Here is a 22,068-nt window from a genome sequence, read left to right as displayed (position 1 = left end):
CCCGGAGATCAGAACTTGATGTCGCCGATCATCCCCGCCACGTTCGTCGTCAGTTCGTTGATCGTCGGGGCGATGGAGGAACTCGCCAGATAGAAGCCGAGGAGCACACAGACGATCATGTGGCCGGTCTTCAATCCTGACTTCTTGACCAGCAAGAAGACAATGATCGCCAGTAGCACCACCGCCGAAATCGAGAGTGCCACGGCGGCTCACCTCCAAGTCCAGGACCCTGCACCAGTGCGGACGCCAGCAGGTTCATACCCACTAAGCGCTACGGATCATAACTATCCGTGGGCCCGCATGACTCGGAGCACGGCAGCACAAGGGGGCGCATGCCCCATAGGCTCGGAGGATGACCACCGAGACGCCCGGAACCGCCGGGCCCGCCGAGAGTCACGCGCAGCGGCTCTCCTTCCCTCGCCTGCACGCCCGCACGCAACGCTTCACTCTCGGTGCGCCCCGCGCGTTCACGGTGGCGCCCGACGGGTCCCGCGTCACCTTCCTGCGCTCGTCGTCCGGCACCGACCGGGCGAACCAACTCTGGGTCCTGGACCTGGCGGACGGCGCGGTGGAGCGTGTCGCCGCCGACCCTCAGGCCCTGTTGAAGGGCGGCGTCGAGCGGCTCTCCGCCGCGGAGCGGGCCCGGCGTGAGCGCAGCCGCGAGGGCGGCGCGGGCATCGTGGGCTACGCGACGGACGCGGCGGTGGAGCTCGCCGCCTTCGCCCTGTCCGGACGGCTCTTCACGGCGGAGCTGCGCGTGGGCACGGCACGCGAACTGCCCACCCCGACACCGGTGATCGACCCGCGCCCCTCGCCCGACGGCCGCCACATCGCGTACGTCGCCGGGGGCGCGCTGCGGGTGACGGGCGCCGAGGGGGATAACGACCGCGCCCTGGTGGCGCCGGAGCCGGACTCCGTCGAGAAGGAGACCGTGACGTACGGCCTCGCGGAGTTCATCGCGGCCGAGGAGATGCAGCGTTCGCGCGGCTTCTGGTGGTCGCCGGAGTCGGACCGCCTCCTTGTCGCCCGCGCCGACGACGCCCCGGTGCGGCGCTGGTGGATCGCAGACCCCGCGCACCCGGAGACGGAGCCGGCGCGGGTCGCGTACCCGGCGGCGGGCACGGCCAACGCGGACGTACGCCTCTTCGTCGTGACCCTGGACGGCACGCGCACCGAGGTGATGTGGGACCGCGCCCGCTACCCCTATCTGGCGCGGGTGCACTGGTCGTCGGCCGGTGCGCCGCTGCTCCTCGTCCAGTCCAGGGACCAGCTCAGCCAGCTCTACCTGGCGGTGGACCCGGACGACGGCTCGACCCGCATGGTGCACGCGGAGGAGGACCCGCAGTGGCTGGAGCTCTTCCCCGGGGCTCCCTCCTGGTCCCCCAGCGGACGCCTGGTGCGGATCGTGGACGAGGGCGGTGCGCGGGTCCTCGCGGTGGGTGAACGCCCGCTGACGGGGCCGCAGTTGCACGTCCGTGCGGTGCTCGACGTGGCGGACGACGACGTACTGATCTCGGCGTCGGCGGGCGCGGCCGCGGCCGTCCCGGAGACCGGCGAGGTACACGTCTACCGGGTCAACGAACTGGGCGTGGAGCGTGTGTCCACCGAACCCGGGGTGCACTCGGCGGTCCGCTCGGGAGGCCTCACAGTCCTCGTGACGGCCACGCTCGACCAGCCGGGCTCACGCGTCCAGGTACTGCGCGACGGCAAGCAGGTGGCCACCGTCGCCTCACACGCGCGGCGCCCGGGGCTCACGCCGCGCGTGACCCTGACCGAAGGGGGCGCACGCAAGATCCCGTGCGCCGTCCTGCTCCCCACGGACTACGAGGAGGGCTCGGGCCCGCTGCCGGTGCTCCTCGACCCGTACGGCGGCCCGCACGGCCAGCGGGTGCTCGCCGCCCACAATCCGTACCTCACGTCCCAGTGGTTCGCCGACCAGGGCTTCGCGGTGGTCGTCGCGGACGGCCGGGGTACTCCGGGCCGCGCCCCCGCGTGGGAGAAGGCGGTCCGGCGGGACTTCACCCTCACCCTGGACGACCAGGTCGACGCGCTCCAGGGCCTCGCGGAGTCGTTCCCCCTCAACCTCTCCCGGGTCGCCATCCGGGGCTGGTCCTACGGCGGCTACCTCGCGGGGCTCGCGGTCCTGCGCCGCCCCGACGTCTTCCACGCGGGCGTCGCGGGGGCGCCGGTGACGGACTGGCAGCTGTACGACACGCACTACACGGAGCGGTATCTGGGCAACCCCGGCGAGGACCCGGCCCCGTACGCCCTGAACTCCCTCGTCACGGAGGAGGGTCTTTCGGCCCCGGAGAACCCGTCCCGGCCGCTGATGATCGTGCACGGCCTCGCGGACGACAACGTGGTGGTGGCGCACGCCCTGCGCCTCTCCTCGGCACTGCTGGCCGCGGGGCGGCCCCATGAGGTCCTGCCCCTGTCGGGGGTGACGCACATGACTCCGCAGGAACAGGTGGCGGAGAACTTGCTGCTGCTCCAGGTGGACTTCTTGAAGCGTTCGCTCGGACTGTCCTGAGCGCGGGCGACCGGCCGAGGTGACATGGCAACCCCCGGCCGGTCTACGGCACCCGCACGGCCGTACGAGGCTCAGCCTGCCGGGGGCGTATATCGTCGGCGCGACGGTGCGATTGCCCGCGTGTAAAGCACCAACAGGTTTCGTCCCCAACCCCACCCCTTCCCGAAAACTCGCTCGGCGCGAGGGCCTTGTCCTCAATCGCCGGACGGGCTGAACTTTCAGCCCGTCCGGCGATTGAGGACAGAGCCCGAAGGGCGATCTCGGGGGTCCAGGGGGCGGAGCCCCCTGGTTTCGGGAAGGGGCGGGGTTGGGGAAGGCCCCGCAGGGACCGCCCCTACGGCACCACTTGCTTCTCCTCAGCGAAGTGGCACGCCGAGTCATGGGCCGCCGGGCCCTCGGTGTGGCGGAACTCCGCCGGAACGGCCAGCGCCGGCACCTCCAGAGCACACCGCTCCCGCGCCTTCCAGCACCGCGTGCGAAACCGGCACCCCGAGGGCGGATTGGCGGGCGAAGGCACATCCCCGGAGAGAATGATCCGCTCCCGACGCTCCCGCGCCTCGGGATCAGGCACCGGCACAGCCGAAAGCAGCGCCTGCGTATAGGGATGCGTCGGATGCTCGTAGATCTCGTCCTCGGAGCCGATCTCGACGATCCGCCCCAGGTACATCACGCCGACCCGGTCGGAGATGTGCCGCACGATCGACAGGTCGTGGGCGATGAACACGTAACTCAGGTCGAAGTCGCTCTGGAGCTGGTCCAGAAGGTTCACCACCTGCGCCTGCACCGAGACGTCCAGCGCCGACACCGGCTCGTCCGCCACGATGATCTCGGGCCGCAGCGCCAACCCCCGCGCGATCCCGATCCGTTGGCGCTGGCCGCCGGAGAACTGGTGCGGATAGCGGTTGATGTACTCGGGGTTGAGCCCGACCACGTCGAGCAGCTCCCGCACCTTCTGCCGCCGCGAGCCCTTCGGCGCGACCTCCGGGTGGATCTCGTACGGCTCCCCGATGATGTCGCCGACCGTCATACGGGGGTTCAGCGAGGTGTAGGGATCCTGGAAGACCATCTGGATGTTGCGGCGCACGGCCTTCAGCGCGCGCCCGGACAGCTTGCTGATGTCCTCGCCCTTGTAGCGGATCTCGCCCGCGGTCGGCCGCTCCAGGTTCACCAGCATCTTGGCGACCGTCGACTTGCCGCAGCCCGACTCCCCCACGATGCCCAGCGTCTCGCCACGCCCGAGGTCGAAGTCGACGCCGTCGACGGCCTTGACCGCGCCGATCTGTTTCTTGATGACGACGCCCTGCGTGAGCGGATAGTGCTTGACCAGGCCCCGCACCTGGAGGATCGGCTCATGACCCGACGCCGAGCCGTGCGCGGCGTACTCGTGCTCCGCCTGCGCCTTGTGCAGCAGCTGCCGCGCGGTCTCGCCCTCGTCCTCCAGCTGCTTCCTGCTGATGTGCTCACCACGAGGCATGGAGCGTCTCCTTCCAGAAGTGGCAGGCGCTCCGGCGGTCGGCGGCCAGGCCCTCGTACGTCACGTCGTAGAGGGGCGGCTCGTCGGTCCTGCAGATGTCCTGGGCCATCGGGCAGCGGGGGTTGAAGGCGCAGCCCGGCGGGATGTTCATGAGGTTGGGCGGCAGGCCCTTGATCGCGTAGAGCTCCTGGCCCTTCTGGTCGAGCCGGGGGATCGACTCCAGGAGGCCGCGCGTGTACGGATGCGCGGGTGCCTTGTAGATCTCGTGCACGGGGGCCTTCTCGACGATGCGCCCCGCGTACATGACGGCGATGTTGTCGGCGACGTCGGCCACGACGCCGAGGTCGTGGGTGATGAGGATCAGGCCCATGTGCAGCTCGCGCTGGAGCTCGGCGAGGAGCTCCATCACCTGGGCCTGGACGGTCACGTCGAGGGCCGTGGTCGGTTCGTCGGCGATGATCAGCGAGGGTTCGAGCGCCATGGCCATGGCGATCATGATGCGCTGGCGCATGCCGCCGCTGAACTGGTGCGGGTACTGCGTGACGCGTTCCTTCGCGGCCGGGATGCGCACCCGGTCCATCAGTTCGACCGCCTTGGCCCTGGCGTCCTTGCGGGACATGCCCTGGTGGACGACGTACATCTCGCCGAGTTGCTGGCCGACACTGACCACGGGGTTCAGCGAGGAGAGCGCGTCCTGGAAGATCATCGCCATGCCGGCGCCGCGCGTCTTGCGCCGTTCCTCCTCCTTGAGCTTCAGGAGGTCCTGGCCCTTGAAGAGGATCTCGCCGCCGGTGATCTTCCCGGGCGGCATGTCGAGGATGCCCATGATGGCCTGCGCGGTCACGGACTTGCCGGACCCGGACTCGCCGAGCACGGCGAGGGTCTCGCCCTCGCTGACGGTGTAGTCGACGCCGTTGACGGCCTTGGCCACGCCGTCCCTCGTCCTGAACTCCACGTGCAGGTCGCGCACTTCGAGCAGCTTGGCCGCCCCCGAGGTGGACGCCCCTGGTGCCTGGGATGCCACGGTTGCCATGCGCCTACCTCAGCTTCGGGTCGAGGGCGTCGCGCACCGCGTCGCCGAGCATGATGAACGCGAGCACGGTGATCGCGAGCGCTCCGGCGGGCCAGAGCAGCATGTGCGGGGCGTTGCGGATGTACTGGGAGGCGGCCGAGATGTCGATGCCCCAGCTCACGGTCGGCGGCTTCAGACCGACGCCGAGGTACGAGAGGGTCGCCTCCAGGGCGATGTACGTGCCCAGCGCGATGGTGGCCACGACGATGACCGGCGCGATCGCGTTCGGCGCGATGTGCCGCAGGAGCATCCGCGAGTTGGAGGCACCCAGGGCCCGCGCCGCCTGGACGTAGTCGTTCTGTTTGGCGGTGATGACGGAGCCGCGGGCGATGCGCGAGAGCTGCGGCCAGCCGAGCAGGACCATGAAGCCGATCACCGGCCAGACGGTGTTGCTGGTGACGACCGACAGGAGCACCAGGCCGCCGAGTACGACGGGGATGGCGAAGAAGACGTCGGTGATCCGGGAGAGGATCGCGTCCCAGAACCCCCCGAAGAACCCCGCGAGTCCGCCGAGCACGCTGCCCAGGATCGCGACACCGAGCGTGGCGCAGACGCCGACGGTGACCGAGGCGCGGGCCCCGTACACGGTCCGTGTGTAGACGTCGCAGCCCTGGCCGTCGAAGCCGAAGGGGTGGCCGGGCTGGGATCCCTGTTCCCTCTTCGCCAGGTCGCAGGAGAGCGGATTGCCGGAAGCGATCAAGGACGGCCAGATCGCGATGACCACAAGGAAGAGGATGACGAGGCCCGAGATGATGAAGACCGGGTTCCGCCGCAGCTCGCGCCAGGCGTCGGACCACAGACTGCGGGCGGGGGCAGATGGGCCGGTGCCGCCGGGTCCGCCCGGCGTCTTCTCCAGCGTCGTCCCCTCGGTCGCCGCGAGGTCCATCGCGCCGCCCGCACCGGTCGGGGCGATGGCTCCGTCTGGCTCTCGGGGTTCAGGCATAACGGATCCTCGGGTCGAGTACGGCGTACAGGAGGTCGACGATCAGGTTGGCCACCAGGAAGACCAGGACGAGGACGGTCACGAAGCCGACGACGGTCTGCGTGCTCTGGCGAAGGATCCCCTGGTAGAGCTGGAAGCCGACGCCGTGGATGTTGAAGATCCGCTCGGTGACGATCGCGCCGCCCATCAGCGCGCCGATGTCCGTGCCGATGAAGGTGACCACCGGGATGAGTGAGTTGCGCAGCAGGTGCCGGATGATGACACGGCGTCTGGGCAGCCCCTTGGCGATGGCGGTGCGGACGTAGTCGGCACGGCGGTTCTCGGCGATCGAGGTCCGGGTCAGACGCGTCACGTACGCCAGGGACACGGAGGCGAGCACGAGCCCCGGCACGATGAGTTCGTTGACGGGCGCCTCCGAGGAGACGGAGGGTTTCATGATCCCCCACTCGACACCGAGGAACAGCTGCAGGAGCAGGCCGGTGACGAAGGTGGGAATGGCGATGACGACGAGCGTCAGGATCAGTACGACGGTGTCGATGGGACGACCGCGCCGCAGGCCCGTGACGACGCCCAGCGTGATTCCGATGACGATCTCGAAGACGATCGCGACGAGCGTCAGGCGGATCGTGAGCGGGAAGGCGGTCGACATCAGCTCGGTGACCTTCTGCCCGTTGAAAGCGGTGCCGAAGTCGCCGGTGAAGACATTGCCCATATAAGTCACGTACTGCTGCCACACGGGCTTATCGAGGCCGAATTCCTTCTTCAGCTGGGCGGCCGTCGCGGGGTCGCACTTTCGGTCGCCGCAGAGGCCCGCGATGGGGTCGCCCATCACGTTCACCATCAGGAAGATCAGCAGCGTGGCGCCGAAGAAGACGGGGATCATCTGCAGCAGACGCCGGATCACATAACGTCCCATGAAGGGCTCCGGAAGTAACGGAAGCGGTCGTCCGACGCGATGACGGGCGTCGGACGACCGGCTCCCTGGCCTCAGCTGACCTTGATCTCGTTGTAGACCGGGACGCTGAACTGGTTCAGGGCCACGTCGGAGACCCTGTCCGAGTAGCCGGCGCTGCCGTTCTGGTACCAGAGCGGAATGACCGCCATCTGCTCGGCGAGCACCTTTTCGGCGTCCTGGAAGGTGGAGACGGCCTTCGCGGTGTCGGTCTCGGCATTGGCCTTGTCCACGAGGTCGTCGAACTTCTTGTCGGACCACTTGCCGTCGTTGGACGGGGCGTCCGTGTAGTACAGCGGCTGCAGGAAGTTCTGGATCAGCGGATAGTCCATCTGCCATCCCGCGCGCCAGGCGCCGTCAAGCTTCTGCTGCGACGCCTGGCTTCGGAAGTCGGCGAACGTGCCGACCGGGTTGGCGACGCATGCCTTGTCCTGGCCCAGGGAGTTGTTGATGGAGTTGCAGACCGCGTCGACCCATTCCTTGTGCGAGCCGGTGTCCGCGTTGTACGTGATCTTCAGCGTGCCGCCCGGGATGCCGCCGCCGTCCTCGACCAGCTTCTTCGCCTTGGCCGCGTCGTACTTGCAGGCGTCCCCGCACAGCCCTGCCTTGTACCCGCCGTCCTTGCCAAGCACCGGGGACGTCCAGTCGGTGGCGGGGGTCCGGGTCTGCTGGAAGATGGTCTCGGTGATCTGGTCGCGGTTGATCGCCATGGAGAGCCCTTGCCGGACCTTCTCCATCCCGGGCTTCGACCACTTGCTGTCGTAGAACGGAAAGGCGAGGGTCTGGATGATGCCCGCCGGGGTGTTGATGTAGCGGTCACCCAGATCGCTCTTGGCGTTCTTGAGCTGAGAGGCGGGAACGTCGTCGACGAGGTCGAGGTTGCCCGCCATCAGGTCCGTATAGGCGGTGTTGTTGTCGGTGTAGACCTTGAGGTCCACACCGCCGTTCCGCGCCTTGTCCGGCCCTTTGTACCCCTCCCATTTCCGCAGGGACATCTTGGACCCCTTGGCGTACGAGTCCACGGTGTACGGGCCGTTGCCGACGGGCTTGGCCAGCCATGCGTCGTGGTCGGCGTAGAACGCCTTGGGCAGTGGTGCGAAGGCCGGGTAGCCGAGGGTCTTGGGCCAGGTGGAGAACTTCTGCGTGAGCTTGACGGTGAAGGTGGTGTCGTCGACGACCTTCAGCCCGGAGAGCGTGTCGGCCTTGGCGTCCCCCTTCTCCGGGTGGACGTCTTCGTACCCCTCGATATAGCCGAAGAAGTAGGCGTTCTTCTGGTTGTTCTTCAGGTGGGCGCCGTAATTCCAGGCATCGACGAAGGACTTCGCGGTGACGGCCTCGCCATTGCTGAACTTCCACCCTTTCTTGATCTTCACGGTGAAGTTCTGCGAGTCCTTGGTGTCGATCTTCTCGGCGACCATGTTCTTGGCCTCGCCGGTCTTCGGGTCGTACCGCATGAGACCCCGGAAGAGCATGTCGAGCACCTTGCCGCCCTGCACCTCGTTGGTGTTCGCGGGCTCCAGCGGATTCTGCGGATCACCCCAGGAGGACCCCACGATGCCGGAGCCGTCGCCGCCACCACCGCTGTCCCCGCCTCCACCACAGGCGGTCGCCACGAGGGCGACGGTCACCGCACATGCGGCCCACTTGGCGTGCGTGGCTCCACGCATGGAGAGCCTCCCTTTCAGGCCTGAGTCACACTTAGGCCCAAATACACCCCAATGCGCTGTGTTACGCATCTTTATGGAGGCTTTCCGGGGCTAGTAGGACCGGGAAACCCTCGTATGCCAGTCCGACGCCAGGCGCGCGTGCAGTTCCACGTCGTGGCGCACTCCCTCGTACGCGAGTTTCTGGCGCTGCACGCCTTCCGCCACGAAGCCGGCGGTCCGGGCCACCCGGCAGGACGCCGGGTTGTTGATCCGGTGGCCCAGTTCGAGCCGGAACAGCCCCAGTTCGCGGAAGGCCCACCGCGCCAGCGCGTCGCACCCGTACGTCGCCACACCGCGGCCCCGTGCCGACGGTGCCGTCCAGTACGAGACCCAGCCCGTCCCGTGGACATGGTTCACCGCACCGACCGCCACATTTCCCAGCGCGACGTCGTCCTCGTCGACCACCGCGAAGGCGTACGCGGTCCCGGCACGCTCCTCTTCCTCCCGCAGCGCGATCCAACGCAGAGCACCCTCACCGGAGTCGACCGGCACATCGGACTGCCGGGACATCTCCGGGGCTGAGAAGGCCGCGAGCACGGCGACGGCATCCCCTTCCCTCCAGGACCGAAGTCCACGCACCACACACCATTCCTCCCGCGTTGACGCCGGAAAATGGGGGCGCCCGGAACCAAATGGTTCCGGGCGCCCCCATCACGTACAGGCCGTCCGCGGACTCACGCCGCGTGCACGACGTCCTTTTCCTCCGCGAAGTGGCACGCCGACTCATGCGCCGCCGGGGTGTCCTGGCCCACGAAACGCTGGGGGATCGCGAGCAGCGGGGTCTCCTCCGCGCACTTCGCCTCCGCCTTCCAGCAGCGAGTGCGGAAGCGGCAGCCCGAGGGCGGGTTCGCCGGGGACGGGACGTCGCCGGTCAGAATGATCCGCTCGCGGCCCTCGCGAGCCTCCGGGTCCGGCACCGGGACAGCCGAAAGGAGCGCCTGCGTGTACGGGTGCGTCGGGTGCTCGTAGATCTGCTCGTCCGAGCCGATCTCCGCCATCTTGCCGAGGTACATCACGCCCACGCGGTCCGAGATGTGCCGGACGATCGACAGGTCGTGCGCGATGAAGAGGTACGAGAGGTTGAACTCGTCCTGCAGCTTCGCCATCAGGTTGATGACCTGGGCCTGGACGGAGACGTCCAGGGCCGAGACCGGCTCGTCACAGATGATGATCTCGGGGTTCAGGGCCAGACCACGGGCGATGCCGATGCGCTGGCGCTGACCGCCCGAGAACTGGTGCGGGTAGCGGTTGATGTACTCGGGGTTGAGGCCGACCACGTCCAGGAGGTCCTGGACCTTCTGGCGGCGCGAGCCCTTGGGAGCCACCTCGGGGTGGATCTCGAAGGGCTCCCCGATGATGTCGCCCACCGTCATACGGGGGTTCAGGGACGTGTAGGGGTCCTGGAACACCATCTGGATGTTGCGGCGGACCGCTTTCAGGGCGCGCCCCGAAAGCTTGGTGATGTCCTGGCCCTTGTAGAAGACCTCCCCGGCCGTCGCCCGCTCCAGCGTCATCAGGAGCTTGGCGACCGTGGACTTGCCACAGCCGGACTCGCCCACGATGCCGAGCGTCTCGCCCTGGTAGAGGTCGAAGGAGATGCCGTCGACCGCCTTGACCGCGCCGACCTGCCTCTTGATGAGGATTCCCTGGGTGAGAGGGAAGTGCTTCACCAGATTGCGGACCTGGAGGATCGGCTCGCCGCGCTCCACCGGCGCCTCGATGGCCGCGACGGCCTCCTCGGCGCTGGCCGCGTCGACCGTTTCCACCTCGGAGACGTTCGGGGTGGCGTCGGCGGGCTCCTCCGTCTTCGAGAGCTTCGAAGCCTTCGTCGGCTCAGCCATGGATCGTCTCCTTCCAGAAGTGGCACGCGCTGCCGCGGCCCGGCAGATCCGTGCCGTCCTGCTCGGTCACCGGCACCAGCGCCGGAACGTCCGTACGGCAGATGTCCTCCGCCTTGGGGCAGCGCGGGTTGAAGGCGCAGCCGGACGGGACGTGGAGCAGGTTGGGCGGCAGGCCCTTGATCGCGTAGAGCTCCTGGCCCTTCTGGTCGAGCCGGGGAATCGACTCGAGCAGACCGCGCGTGTACGGGTGCGCGGGGCGCTTGTAGAGCTCGTGGACCGGGGCCGTCTCGACGATCCGGCCCGCGTACATGACCGCGATCTTGTCCGCGACGTCGGCGACCACGCCGAGGTCGTGGGTGATCAGGATCAGGCCCATGTTGTACTCGCGCTGCAGATCGGCCAGGAGGTCCATGACCTGCGCCTGGACCGTCACGTCGAGAGCCGTGGTGGGCTCGTCGGCGATGATCAGGTCCGGCTCCAGGGCGAGCGCCATCGCGATCATGATGCGCTGGCGCATACCGCCGGAGAACTGGTGCGGGTAGTCGTTCACCCGCTCCTTGGCGGCCGGGATCTTCACCCGCTCCATCAGCTCGATGGCCTTGGCCTTGGCCTCCTTGCGGCCGAGCCCGTCGTGCACCCGGAACATCTCGCCGAGCTGGTAGCCCACCGAGAGCACGGGGTTGAGCGACGACAGCGCGTCCTGGAAGATCATCGCGATCTTGCGGCCGCGGATCTTCCTGCGCTCCTCGTTGGACATCTTCAGCATGTCCTGGCCGCGGAAGAGGATCTCGCCCTGCGGGATCTTGCCGGGCGGCATGTCGAGGATGCCCATGATGGCCTGGGCCGTCACGGACTTGCCGGAGCCGGACTCACCGAGAACGGCGAGCGTCTCGCCCGCGTCCACGCTGTAGTTGACGCCGTTGACTGCCTTGACGACACCGTCACGGGTGTGGAACTCGACGTGCAGGTCCTGTACATCCAGGAGCCGCCCGCTCTTCTCCTCACCTGAACGTGGGGCGGAGGCGGAGTCTGTCTTGAGATCGATGCTGGTCACGTACGCCTCCCTCAGCGCAACTTGGGATCGAGGGCGTCGCGCACCGCGTCGCCGAGCATGATGAACGCGAAGACCGTGATGCTCAGCATTCCGGCAGGGAAGAACAGCGCGTGCGGGTTGTCCCGGATCGCCTTACTGCCCTGGGAGATGTCGATGCCCCAGGAGATCGTCGGGTCGGCGAGACCAAGTCCGAGGTACGAGAGAGTCGCCTCGGCCGAGATGTAACCACCCAGCGCGATCGTCGCCACGACGATGGTCGGCGCGATGGCGTTCGGCATCACGTGGCGGAACAGCATCCTGGTAGTACCGGCACCGAGGGCACGAGCCGCCGTCACGTAGTCCGCTTGTTTCGCGCTGATCACGGAGGCGCGCGTCACCCGTGCGATCGAAGTCCACCCGAGGAACGCGAGGGCGGCGATGACCACGTACACCTTGCGTTCGGTGAAGGCGTTCAGAATGACCATCGTGCCGAGCAGGAAGGGCAGACCGAAGAAGACGTCGGTGATACGAGAGATGATGGAGTCGATCCATCCCCCGAAGTATCCCGCCAGCATTCCCAACAAGCCGCCGACCAGCGTGACCAGGACGGTCACACCCACGCCCACCAGGATCGATGCCCGAGTTCCGTAGATGACGCGGGCGTAGATGGAACGACCCTGACCGTCGTAGCCGAACCAGTCGGGCTGGAAGAAGTGGCCCAGTTCCGGCTTGCTCAGGAAGTGGTTGGTGAGGTCACCGTCCCGCGGGTCCGCGCTGGTGAACAGCCCGGGGAAGGCGGCGATCACGATGAGCAGGACCAGCAGGGTCGCCGATATCCAGAACATGGGGCGATGGCGGAGTTCGTACCAGGCGTCGCCCCACAGCGAACGGGGCTTCTTCTGCGCGCTGGAGACCTTGTCCTTGGCAGCGGCGGTATCCGCGACCGCGGTGTCCGTGGCGCCTTTCGCGCCGGCCGCCTCCGGGGACACGTGGATCGCCGTCTTGCTCGCGGGTGTGTCAGGCATACCGGATCCTCGGGTCCAGGACCGCGTACAGCAGGTCGATGATCAGGTTCAGCAGCAGGATGACGAGGACGATGACCGTCACTACGCCGACGATCGTGGAACCCTCGCTTGTCTGGATCGCCCTGTAGAGGACGTTACCCACGCCCTGCACGTTGAAGATGCCCTCGGTGATGACAGCACCGCCGATGAAGCCGCCGATGTCCGTGCCGATGAACGTGATCACGGGAATCATCGAGTTGCGCAGCAGATGGACTCCGATGATGCGCCGGCGCGGCAGGCCCTTGGCCGTCGCGGTACGCATGTAGTCGGACCGCAGATTCTCGGCGAAGGTCGTCCGGGTCAGCCGCGCGACGTACGCCATGGAGAGCATGGCCAGGACGAAGGCCGGCAGGAACAACTGGGTGATGTCCGTGGAGTCCTGGACGTTGGGCGGCAGCCAGCCGAGCTCGTCCGCGAAGATGAACCGGGCGAGGTAGCCGAGCACGAACACCGGGATGGAAATGACGAACAAGGTGAAGACCAGGACGCCGGTGTCCGCGGTCTTGCCCGCGCGGAGACCCGCCCAGGCGCCGAGACTGATCCCGATGATGATCTCGATGATGATGGCGAGCGCCGCGAGCCTGAGCGTCACGGGGAAGGCCTCCGACATGACGTCGATGACCTCGCGGCCGCCGAATGTCTGGCCGAAGTCTCCTTGGAACAGGTTGGTCATGTAGTCGGTGTACTGCTTCCACACCGGCTGATCGAGCCCGAACTCATGGCGCAGCGCCGCGACCTGTGCGGGGTCGGCTGCCTTGTCGCCCCACATCGCCCGGATGGGGTCTCCGGGAAGGATGTGGACCATGAGGAAAATCAACAGAGTGGTCCCGATGAAGATCGGGATCATCTGGAGCAGTCGCCTAGCGGCGTAGCGCCCCATCATGCCTCCATGCCGTGAGGGGTTCGGCGACGGCACGCACTCTTCTCAACCGTAGGGTGGGGGTGGAGAGTTACGGGCCTGCGCCGTCGGCGGGTGCCGCCGCCCCGGCTGGGGCGGCGGCACCCGACGGTGGTCCCGATGCTTACTTCTGCTTCACCTGGACGTCGGTGAAGATGGGATCGCCGTCCTGGCCGTAGGGGATCTTGCCGAGGATGTTGACCGACTGACCGCTGTTGACCTTGTAGAACCACAGCGGAATCGCCGGCATCTCCTTGACGAGGATCTGCTCGGCCTCCTGGTACAGCTTCACGGTCTCGTCGAGCGTGGCGGCCTTGTCGGCCTTGGTGCTCAGCTCGTCGAACTCCTTGTTGGAGAACCCGCTGGTGTTACCGGCGGCCTTGGAGCCGTACAGGTCCCTCATGAAGTTCGAGTTGACCGGGTAGTCGAGTACCCAGCCACCGCGGTACATGGACTTGACCTGCTTGTTGTCACGCGCGTTCAGGTCGGCCTGGAAGGTCGGCTTGGAGTCGCCGACGCACTCGACCTTGACGGCCTTGCGGATGCTGTTGCAGACCGCGTCGACCCACGGCTTGTGATCCTGGTCGGCGTTGAACTGGATCGAGATCTTGTTGCCCGGAACACCGCCACCCTCCTTGATCAGGGCCTTGGCCTTCGCCGGGTCGTACTTGGCGACGTCACCGAGGGCGCCGTCCTTGTGGCCGAGCACACCGCGAGCCACGAAGGAGTCGGCCGGGGTGCGGGTGCCGTGCAGCACCTTCTTGGTGATCGTGTCGCGGTCGATCGCCATGGACAGACCCTGGATGACCTTGGGGTCGATGTCCTTGAACTGCTTGGTGTAGAAGGCGGGGACGATCGACTGGACCGCGGAGTACTCCTCGTCGATCGCGCGGTCGCCGAGGTCCTGCTTGTAGTTCGTGAGCGCGGTGGTCGGAACCTGCTCGATCCAGTCGAGGTTGTCCGAGCGGATGTCCGAGTACGCGGCGTCGGCGGTCGTGTAGTTCTTGAAGTCGATGCCGCCGTTCTTGGCCGCGTTCGGTCCCTTGTAGCCGTCGAACTTACGGACCTTGATCAGCTTGTTGTGGTCCCACGAGACGAACTTGTAGGGGCCGTTGCCGATGGGCTTCTGGCCGAACGCCTTCGGGTCCTTGAAGAAGGCCTCCGGGAGCGGCGCCCAGACGTCGTAGCCGAGCTTGTACGCGAAGTACGAGACGGGGCTGTTGAGCGAGATGGTGAAGGTGTTCTCGTCGACGACCTTCAGACCCGACATCTTGTCGGACTTGGCCTTGCCCTTCTCAGGGTGGACGTCCTCGTAGCCCTTGATGTCGGCGAACCAGCTGGAGTTGGTCTGGTTGTTCGCCACGTTGGCCGACCAGTTCCAGGAGTCCACGTAGGACTTGGCGGTCACGGGGGTCCCGTCGTGGAACTTCCAGCCCGGCTTGAGCTTGACGGTCCACACCGAGGAGTCCTTGTTCGGCTTGACCGACTCGGCGTTGATGTTCTCCAGCTCGCTGCTGCCGGGCTTGTAGTCGACCAGACCCGAGAAGACCGTGCGCAGAACGCGGCTGCCCTGGCTCTCCTTGGCGTTGGCCGGCTGCAGCGGGTTCTGCGGCTCGCTGAGCTGCGCGGTGACGATGCCCTTCGGGTCAGCCTTGCCCTTGTTCATGTCGTCACTGCTGTCACTACCGCCACCGCCACAGGCGCTGGCGGCCAGGGTGACGGCTATCGCGCACGCGACCCACTTGGCGCTCTTGGCACCACGCATGGGGTTCCTCCTCATGAGTCCACTGGTTCACTACAAGAGGGGTACGAGAAACCACGCCGACACCCCTGACGGCGCGTAGATCGAGTACCCCAGTGTGCTCGTGAGTCGGCGCTCCCCACAGCGCGTGACCCATTGACCCGAGCTATACGCGGTCAACTATTAGCCATGAGGTACCGACCTACCACAGTCTTTTGGTCTCGGTTCAATCACACCTGGTGCGTACAACTTCCAAAATCCGGACAAACTGATCCGAGATAGATGGTTGCGAAACGGACGTGTTACACATCTAACGGTCAACGATGTCCGCATTCCGGACGCACGGCCAGGAAATCCGGTTGCGGCTGCTCCCCCGAAGGCGGTCGACACGGGCCGCCCGGATGGACGCGCGTAGATGCGGCGACGGGCCTCCGACGTGGCCCCAGCGTAGTGCCGACACAGCTGTGGCCCGGCACCTAGGGTGCCGGGCCACAGAGCGATTGCCGAAGCCCCCTGGTCTCAGGGGTTCTCAGCAAGCAGTTCGATCAGCAGTACTTCTTCTTCACCACGTAGGCGAGCGACTTACGGCTGACGCTCTCGCCGCACCGCACCGCGCCGTCCACGGTCACTCCGTAGCTCTTCGCCGTGCCGTACGTGGTCTTGATCCACTTGGTGCCGCCGTCGCAGCGGTAGCCCACCCATGCGCCCGACGCCTGTCGGCGACCCACGTAGAAGTAGTACTGCCCCTTCTTCGCGAGCGTGTCCTTCACCGTCAGGTTATGGGTCGTGGTGCGGTCCTTCCGGTGCCTGTACGTCCCCTGGACATTGACGTCGAGGCTTACCAGCACCTTGGCCACGCTGAATCCAGCGTTGGCGCCCGCTGTGATCTCACGCTCGGACGACAGCGTCCTGATGTGCTCGACGCTCCTCGTGACTTCGCGAGCGCCCCCCGAGTACGCCTTCTCGTAGCCCTTCGCGTGAGTGATCTTCCAGGGCTTCGCCGTCGACGCCCACTTCACCGTGCGACTGCCCCGGTCGCAGATCTGCTCCCCGGCTTCACCGGCGGATGCCGTGGTCGCCGATACGCCGACCATCAGAGAAGCTACCGCGCCGGTCGCAGCGACAGCAGCAATGACCCTCTTGCCCATCTGAACAACTCCCCGTTTCGCAGGGGGATATGGCATGTCATGCCGCCCCCCGACCCGTCTCATCCTTTGACGAGACGCGTTCAACTTAAAGGTTGCGAATGTGACGCGTCCAGGAAGTTGGGCGAAACTTGAGGTTCACGGCGTCGGCATGTCGCGTTCATGCGCAGCCGAACTGACATGACGTCAAGTCGGCTTATTTCGCTGAAAGTTGCTCTTCAGGGGGCTGGAGTGGGACAGACGACGGAGGCTTCCGTCGGCGCGCGCGATGGCGCCGCCCGCCGGAAGGGCTTCCGATTCCGCCCACCGAAAGAGGGGCCGGTGAATTTGCGATGCCAATGAAGCTGCATCTCCCGCGACACAGTGCCCCGTTGGGCGGAAAGGCCGATGGCCGGCGCCCCAGGGGGTGCCGGCCATCGGTCCTGCTCGATCCTGCTGGATCAGCCGTGCTTGGCGCGCGAGGCGGAGCGGCCGCGCTGCTTGGCGTCCAGGACGACCTTGCGGATACGCACGGTCTCCGGGGTCACCTCGATGCACTCGTCGTCGCGGCAGAACTCCAGGGACTGCTCAAGGGACAGCTTGCGGGCGGGCACGACGTTCTCGGTCGTGTCCGCGGAAGCCGCACGCATGTTGGTGAGCTTCTTCTCCTTGGTGATGTTCACGTCCATGTCGTCGGCGCGCGAGTTCTCGCCGACGATCATGCCCTCGTACACCTCGGTGCCGGCCTCGGTGAAGATGACACCGCGCTCCTGGAGGTTGACCATCGCGAACGGCGTGACCGAGCCCGAACGGTCCGCGACGAGCGAGCCGTTGTGACGGGTGCGCAGGTCGCCGAACCACGGCTCGTGACCCTCGAAGATCGAGTGCGCGATGCCGGTGCCGCGGGTCTGCGTCAGGAACTCCGTACGGAAGCCGATGAGGCCGCGCGACGGGACGATCCACTCCATGCGGATCCAGCCGGAGCCGTGGTTGGTCATCGTCTCCATACGGCCCTTGCGGGTCGCCATCAGCTGCGTGATGGCGCCGAGGTGCTCCTCGGGCGAGTCGATCGTCATGCGCTCGATCGGCTCGTACGTCTTGCCGTCGATCTGCTTGGTGACGACCTCGGGCTTGCCGACGGTCAGCTCGAAGCCCTCGCGGCGCATCTGCTCGACCAGGATGGCGAGCGCGAGCTCACCACGGCCCTGGACCTCCCAGGCGTCGGGACGCTCGGTGTCCAGGACACGGAGCGAGACGTTACCGATGAGCTCCTTGTCCAGACGGTCCTTCACCTGACGGGCGGTGACCTTGTGGCCCTTGCCGCCCTTGCCGACGAGCGGCGAGGTGTTGGTGCCGATGGTCATGGAGATCGCGGGCTCGTCGACCGTGATGAGCGGGAGCGCGATGGGGTTCTCGGGGTCGGCCAGGGTCTCGCCGATCATGATGTCCGCGATACCGGCGATGGCGCAGATGTCACCGGGGCCGGCCTTCTCGGCAGGCTTGCGGGTGAGCGCCTCGGTCATCATCAGCTCGGTGATGCGGACGTTCGCCATCGTGCCGTCACGCTTGATCCACGCGACGGTCTGGCCCTTCTTCAGCTCGCCCTGCTCGACACGGCACAGCGCGATACGGCCGAGGAAGTTGTCGGCGTCGAGGTTCGTGACGTGCGCCTGGAGGGGCGCGTCCTCGTCGTACTTCGGGGCCGGGACGGTCTCCAGGATCGTGGAGAAGAACGGCTCGAGGTTGTCGCTGTCGGCCGGGACGGTGCCGTCCTCCGGCTTGGTCAGCGACGCGACGCCGTCACGGGCGCAGGCGTAGACGATCGGGAACTCGATCTGGTCCTCGTCCGCGTCCAGGTCCAGGAACAGGTCGTACGTCTCGTCGACGACCTCGGCGATGCGCGAGTCAGGACGGTCCGTCTTGTTGATGCAGAGGATCACCGGCATCTTCGCGGCGAGGGCCTTGCGCAGGACGAAGCGGGTCTGGGGCAGCGGACCCTCGGAGGCGTCCACGAGGAGGACGACCGCGTCCACCATCGACAGGCCGCGCTCGACCTCACCACCGAAGTCGGCGTGGCCGGGGGTGTCGATGATGTTGATGGTGATGACGTCGCCGCCATCCTTGGGGTGGTACTTGACGGCCGTGTTCTTGGCCAGGATCGTGATGCCCTTCTCACGCTCCAGGTCGTTCGAGTCCATCATGCGGTCGTCGAGGGACTCGGCTGCGTGCGCGGCGAAGGAGCCGGCCTGCTTGAGCATGGCGTCGACCAGGGTGGTCTTGCCATGGTCGACGTGGGCGACGATGGCAACATTACGAATGTCATGGCGCGTGGGCATACGAGCTGCGCTTCTCCCGGGAAGAGTGGATGGCCGCGCGTACGGTCCGGCACGCGTGCCCTGCCGGGCAGACAACACGCCACGGCCTCACCCCAGTCTACGTGCCTTGCGCGGGGGAGACCTCCGCGGGGCCTCGTGGGGGGCCTGACCAGGGGTTTTCGGGGTGCTGGGGTGGTGTTGGGAGGTGCTGGGGAACATGCGGGTCAAGGGGTGGGCACGACCTTGCCCGCCGGGGGTGCCGGCGGGCAAGGGAGTTGAGCGGAATCTGAGCGTGACCTGCGGTAAAGCTGCCGTCTGACCTGCGGTGAAGCTGCCGTGTGACCCGAGGCAGAGCTACTTGTCCGCGGGCTTGCCCGCCGGCTTGGCGCCCGGCTTCAGGAAACCCATGTCCTCGTAGTTCGGCACCTGGAAACCGAACGCACCCGCGTTCGCGAGGTTCGTGCGGGCCGCCATCAGCTGGGGGCGCTGGTAGAGAGGAATCGATCCTGCTTCGGCCCAGATGCGGGCGTCGGCCTTCTTGACCAGGGCGCGGTTCTCGTCCTCGTCGAGCTCCCCCATCGCCTGGTCGAACAACTGGTCGATGTGATCCGTACCGACCCGCGTGTAGTTCTGCTCGACGTTCAGCGACCCGTCCGCGGCCGGCACCGGCTTGGCGAAGATCGGGCGCGCGTCCGTCGCCGGGAAGGCCGTCGCGGGCCAGGAGTACAGGGCGAGGTCGTACTGGCCGGACGCGATGTGGTCCTTGAAGTAGCTGTCGTCGGCGACCTTCGCCGTCTCCGTGCGGATCCCGATCTTCTCCAGCATCCGCGAGATCCGGTCGGCCACCGTACGCAGCGACTCCGAGCCCTCGCCGGAGGGCAGCACGAAGCGCAGGGTGAGGGGCTTGCCGTCCTTGGCCATGGGGCCGCCCGCGGCGGAGCCCTTGGGGGCCGCCGTGCCCTTGGGGGCGTAGGCCCCGGGCGCACCGCCCTTCGCGGCCTTCTTCTCGGACTTCCCCTCCGCGTGCTGCTTCGTGTGGCCGCCGGGGTCCTTCTTCTTCTCCTTGTCCGCCTCGCGGTGGGCCCCGAAGGACGCCGCCTGGCGGGTGAGCGCCGCCTGCTGGTAGGCCGCCGCCGGAGCGGGCGCGAGCACCGAGGTGCCGCTGTCGCCCGGCTTCTCGTCGTCCTCGCCGACGACGTACGCACCGTCGTCGCCCGAGTCCTCCGCCGTGTCCGAGTCCCCCGCCGAGTCCTTCGCGCCGTCGGATCCGGAGTCCGCCTTCGACTTCTTGGCGTCCGCCTCTCCCCCGGCCGTCTTCCCCTTCGGCTCCTTCACCGGGCCGCCCTGCGTCCACCCCGCGTCGGCGAGCAGCGCCCGCGCCTCCGCGGTGTCCTGGTCGCCGAGGGCCCCGCTGTTGTCCGCGTACGCCTGCTGCCCGGCGAGGGCCAGGTGGCTGCCGACCGGCTTGGCGGGCAGGCCCAGCGGCGTGAGGACCGCCTTGGCGAGCTCTTCGCGGTCGAGGGCGCGGGCCACCGCGCGTCGCACCCGGTCGTCGGCGAGCGGGCCGTCGGTGCCGTTGAGGGCGAGCTGGGTGTAGGCCGGTTCGAGGGACTTGCGGACGGTGTAGCCCCGCAGGCCCGTCTGCTCGGTGGCGTACTTCTTGATCGCCTTACCGGTCCGCTGCCGGGCCAGCTGCTCGCTGTCGGCCGCCTCCTCGTCGGAGCCGTGGGCGACCGCCCAGGAGCGCAGCGCCTTGGCCGGGGTCAGCCGCGACTCGGGGCCGTGGCTGAGCGGGCCCTGGACGCCCTTGTCGTGCGCCGCGTTCGCGATGCGCCGCGCCTCGGGGGCGTCGATCTCGGCGAGGTCGACCTTGCCCTGCGCGAGCGCCGCGGCCCGCTCGGCACGCGGTACCTCGCGCAGGACCAGCTTGGAGAGCTTCGCGGGCCTGCCCCACCAGCGGGGGTTGCGGACCAGCGTGACCTCTTCCGCCTTGCTGTCGAAGTCCTGCACCGCGAACGGGCCCGCGCTGACCTTGAGCTTGCGCCGCGCACCGTCGTTGAAGGTGTCAGGAGTGCCCATGACCTCCTTCGGGTACAGCGGCGAGAAGAGCGAACGCCAGTCCGCGTAGGGCTTGTTGAAGGTGACGCGCACCTCCAGGTTGTCCGCGCCGCGCTCGATCTTCTCGATGCGGTCGTACCCCGCGTTGCGTGCCGTCCAGTACGCGCTGTCCTTGCCGGACAGAGCGCGCTGCTGGGCCGCGAAGTCATCGGCGCCGATCTCCCGGCCGTCGCTCCACACCGCCTGCTGGTTGAGCTTGTAGAGCACGACCTGCTTGGGCTCGCGCTCGACGACCTTCGCGGACTCCAGGTAGTCGGTGTTCTGCTGCGCCCTGCCCTGTGCGTCGAGCCGGAACATCGACGGCAGGACCGCTCCCGCGATCCGCGACGTGCCCGCGTCCGCGTCCGACTGGAAGGAGTTGAGGGTCTCCGGCATCACGTCGACGGCCCAGTTCATGGTCCCGCCGTCGGCGACGTGGTCCCGGGCCGCGGGCGCGATGTCCTGGCCGGCGGTCGGGGAGCCCGCCTCGTCCTGGGAGCTGCAGGCGGCGAGGCTGGGCAGGGCCAGCACGCCCGTGGCGAGGAACACGGCAGATCTCAGTCTGGCGCGGTCTGGTGACATGACGGGTACCTCCGGGGCTCGCCCGGCCGCCCGCTACCAGGACCGGGCCGGGTTTGATCACGTTTGGCGGTATATGGAGCTGATCACATCTATCGATCCACTGAAGGGGACGGGACCCGGCCCTGGGGGACGACACGGCGTGGGGGCACCGGATCCCACTCGTGCGGCCCAACCCCGCGTGACCGAGCGTGACGAGGGGATCGGCCCGCGCCCCGAGGCACGTCGGGGCGGCGGCGCACACCCCGGCGCGTTCCAGCGGCGCGTTTCGGCGCGTGCGAGCCGGGAATCCCTGCAGATCCCTTCACAAGCCGGGATGTGACGCGCGACACTCGCAGGCGCATGAACGTTGCCACCGCACCCCTGAAGTGAGGGCAAGTCATGGCTCTGCAGGATGATCTGACGGCTGTTCAGCGAAGTGTCGACGAGCTGCTCCGCGCCGTCGGCAAGCTGGAGCAGCAGGTCGGCGATGGTTCCCGGGGCGGGCCTGCCGCGATCGACGTGCGCCGCGTCCGGGCGGACGCCGACCACCTGCGCGAGAGCGTCGCGCTCCTGCGCGCCTCGGCCCACGACCCGGCCGTGGCCCCGCAGAAACGTCTTGACCTGGTCACCATCCCCGATACGCCGTACGACAGCTCGCTGTGGACGGACTCGGACGACGAGGGCCTCGGCGCGAGCGACCGGCACGCGCCTTGACCG

At 67.6% G+C, this 22,068-nt stretch carries 17 protein-coding genes; 2 read left to right on the top strand and 15 right to left on the bottom strand.

Going from position 1 to position 22,068, the window contains the following annotated elements:
- Nucleotides 1–8: 8 nt before the first annotated feature.
- Nucleotides 9–203, bottom strand: coding sequence for a hypothetical protein (locus tag ABXJ52_RS24280; protein WP_160507048.1), 195 nt, complete (start codon nt 201–203; stop codon nt 9–11).
- Between the two features lie 149 nt (nt 204–352).
- Between ABXJ52_RS24280 and ABXJ52_RS24275 the strand changes: the two genes are divergently transcribed.
- Complete coding sequence (locus tag ABXJ52_RS24275; protein ID WP_367044792.1) at nt 353–2,530, top strand: prolyl oligopeptidase family serine peptidase; 2,178 nt, start codon at nt 353–355, stop codon at nt 2,528–2,530.
- A gap of 334 nt (nt 2,531–2,864) precedes the next feature.
- On the opposite strand, the gene ABXJ52_RS24270 is transcribed toward ABXJ52_RS24275, so the two are convergent.
- The 14 genes from ABXJ52_RS24270 to ABXJ52_RS24205 form a co-directional block, all read right to left on the bottom strand.
- Nucleotides 2,865–4,004, bottom strand: a complete 1,140-nt coding sequence (locus ABXJ52_RS24270) for a dipeptide ABC transporter ATP-binding protein (protein WP_367044791.1) — start codon at nt 4,002–4,004, stop codon at nt 2,865–2,867.
- Nucleotides 3,991–5,037 (bottom strand): ABC transporter ATP-binding protein, encoded by a 1,047-nt coding sequence (locus ABXJ52_RS24265; RefSeq protein ID WP_367044790.1) that lies wholly within the window; start codon nt 5,035–5,037, stop codon nt 3,991–3,993. The genes ABXJ52_RS24270 and ABXJ52_RS24265 overlap by 14 nt, the downstream gene beginning before the upstream one ends.
- A gap of 4 nt (nt 5,038–5,041) precedes the next feature.
- On the bottom strand, nt 5,042–6,019 hold the full coding sequence (locus ABXJ52_RS24260) for an ABC transporter permease (protein WP_367044789.1): 978 nt from the start codon (nt 6,017–6,019) through the stop codon (nt 5,042–5,044).
- Nucleotides 6,012–6,935 carry an ABC transporter permease gene (locus tag ABXJ52_RS24255; RefSeq protein WP_367044788.1) on the bottom strand — a complete coding sequence of 308 codons (924 nt, stop codon included), beginning with the start codon at nt 6,933–6,935 and terminating at the stop codon, nt 6,012–6,014. Before ABXJ52_RS24255 ends, ABXJ52_RS24260 begins: the two co-directional genes overlap by 8 nt.
- 71 nt (nt 6,936–7,006) lie before the next feature.
- Entirely contained in the window at nt 7,007–8,638 is a 1,632-nt protein-coding gene (locus ABXJ52_RS24250) for an ABC transporter substrate-binding protein (RefSeq protein WP_367044787.1), read from the bottom strand.
- Between the two features lie 90 nt (nt 8,639–8,728).
- Entirely contained in the window at nt 8,729–9,259 is a 531-nt protein-coding gene (locus tag ABXJ52_RS24245) for a GNAT family N-acetyltransferase (RefSeq protein WP_367044786.1), read from the bottom strand.
- A 92-nt stretch (nt 9,260–9,351) separates the two neighbouring features.
- Nucleotides 9,352–10,518: a dipeptide ABC transporter ATP-binding protein gene (locus ABXJ52_RS24240; RefSeq protein ID WP_367044785.1), complete on the bottom strand. Its 1,167-nt coding sequence runs from the start codon at nt 10,516–10,518 to the stop codon at nt 9,352–9,354.
- Entirely contained in the window at nt 10,511–11,563 is a 1,053-nt protein-coding gene (locus ABXJ52_RS24235) for an ABC transporter ATP-binding protein (protein ID WP_367049228.1), read from the bottom strand. Before ABXJ52_RS24235 ends, ABXJ52_RS24240 begins: the two co-directional genes overlap by 8 nt.
- 20 nt (nt 11,564–11,583) lie before the next feature.
- Complete coding sequence (locus tag ABXJ52_RS24230; RefSeq protein ID WP_367044784.1) at nt 11,584–12,576, bottom strand: ABC transporter permease; 993 nt, start codon at nt 12,574–12,576, stop codon at nt 11,584–11,586.
- A complete protein-coding gene (locus ABXJ52_RS24225; protein ID WP_367049226.1) occupies nt 12,569–13,495 on the bottom strand; it encodes an ABC transporter permease in 927 nt (308 codons plus the stop codon). The genes ABXJ52_RS24230 and ABXJ52_RS24225 overlap by 8 nt, the downstream gene beginning before the upstream one ends.
- Before the next feature lie 142 nt (nt 13,496–13,637).
- Nucleotides 13,638–15,278, bottom strand: a complete 1,641-nt coding sequence (locus tag ABXJ52_RS24220; protein ID WP_367044783.1) for an ABC transporter substrate-binding protein — start codon at nt 15,276–15,278, stop codon at nt 13,638–13,640.
- Between the two features lie 521 nt (nt 15,279–15,799).
- Complete coding sequence (locus tag ABXJ52_RS24215; RefSeq protein ID WP_367044782.1) at nt 15,800–16,402, bottom strand: hypothetical protein; 603 nt, start codon at nt 16,400–16,402, stop codon at nt 15,800–15,802.
- A 437-nt stretch (nt 16,403–16,839) separates the two neighbouring features.
- On the bottom strand, nt 16,840–18,714 hold the full coding sequence (gene typA, locus ABXJ52_RS24210) for a translational GTPase TypA (protein WP_367044781.1): 1,875 nt from the start codon (nt 18,712–18,714) through the stop codon (nt 16,840–16,842).
- A 333-nt stretch (nt 18,715–19,047) separates the two neighbouring features.
- A complete protein-coding gene (locus tag ABXJ52_RS24205) occupies nt 19,048–21,372 on the bottom strand; it encodes an ABC transporter family substrate-binding protein (RefSeq protein ID WP_367044780.1) in 2,325 nt (774 codons plus the stop codon).
- A gap of 378 nt (nt 21,373–21,750) precedes the next feature.
- Here ABXJ52_RS24205 and ABXJ52_RS24200 point away from each other — a divergent pair, with 378 nt between their 5' ends.
- Nucleotides 21,751–22,065, top strand: coding sequence for a hypothetical protein (locus tag ABXJ52_RS24200; protein ID WP_367044779.1), 315 nt, complete (start codon nt 21,751–21,753; stop codon nt 22,063–22,065).
- Nucleotides 22,066–22,068: the final 3 nt, after the last annotated feature.

Source organism: Streptomyces sp. Je 1-332 (assembly GCF_040730185.1).
Classification (GTDB): Bacteria; Actinomycetota; Actinomycetes; order Streptomycetales; family Streptomycetaceae; genus Streptomyces.
Note: the sequence above shows the minus strand (reverse complement) of the source record. Positions and strands in the feature narration are given on the sequence as shown.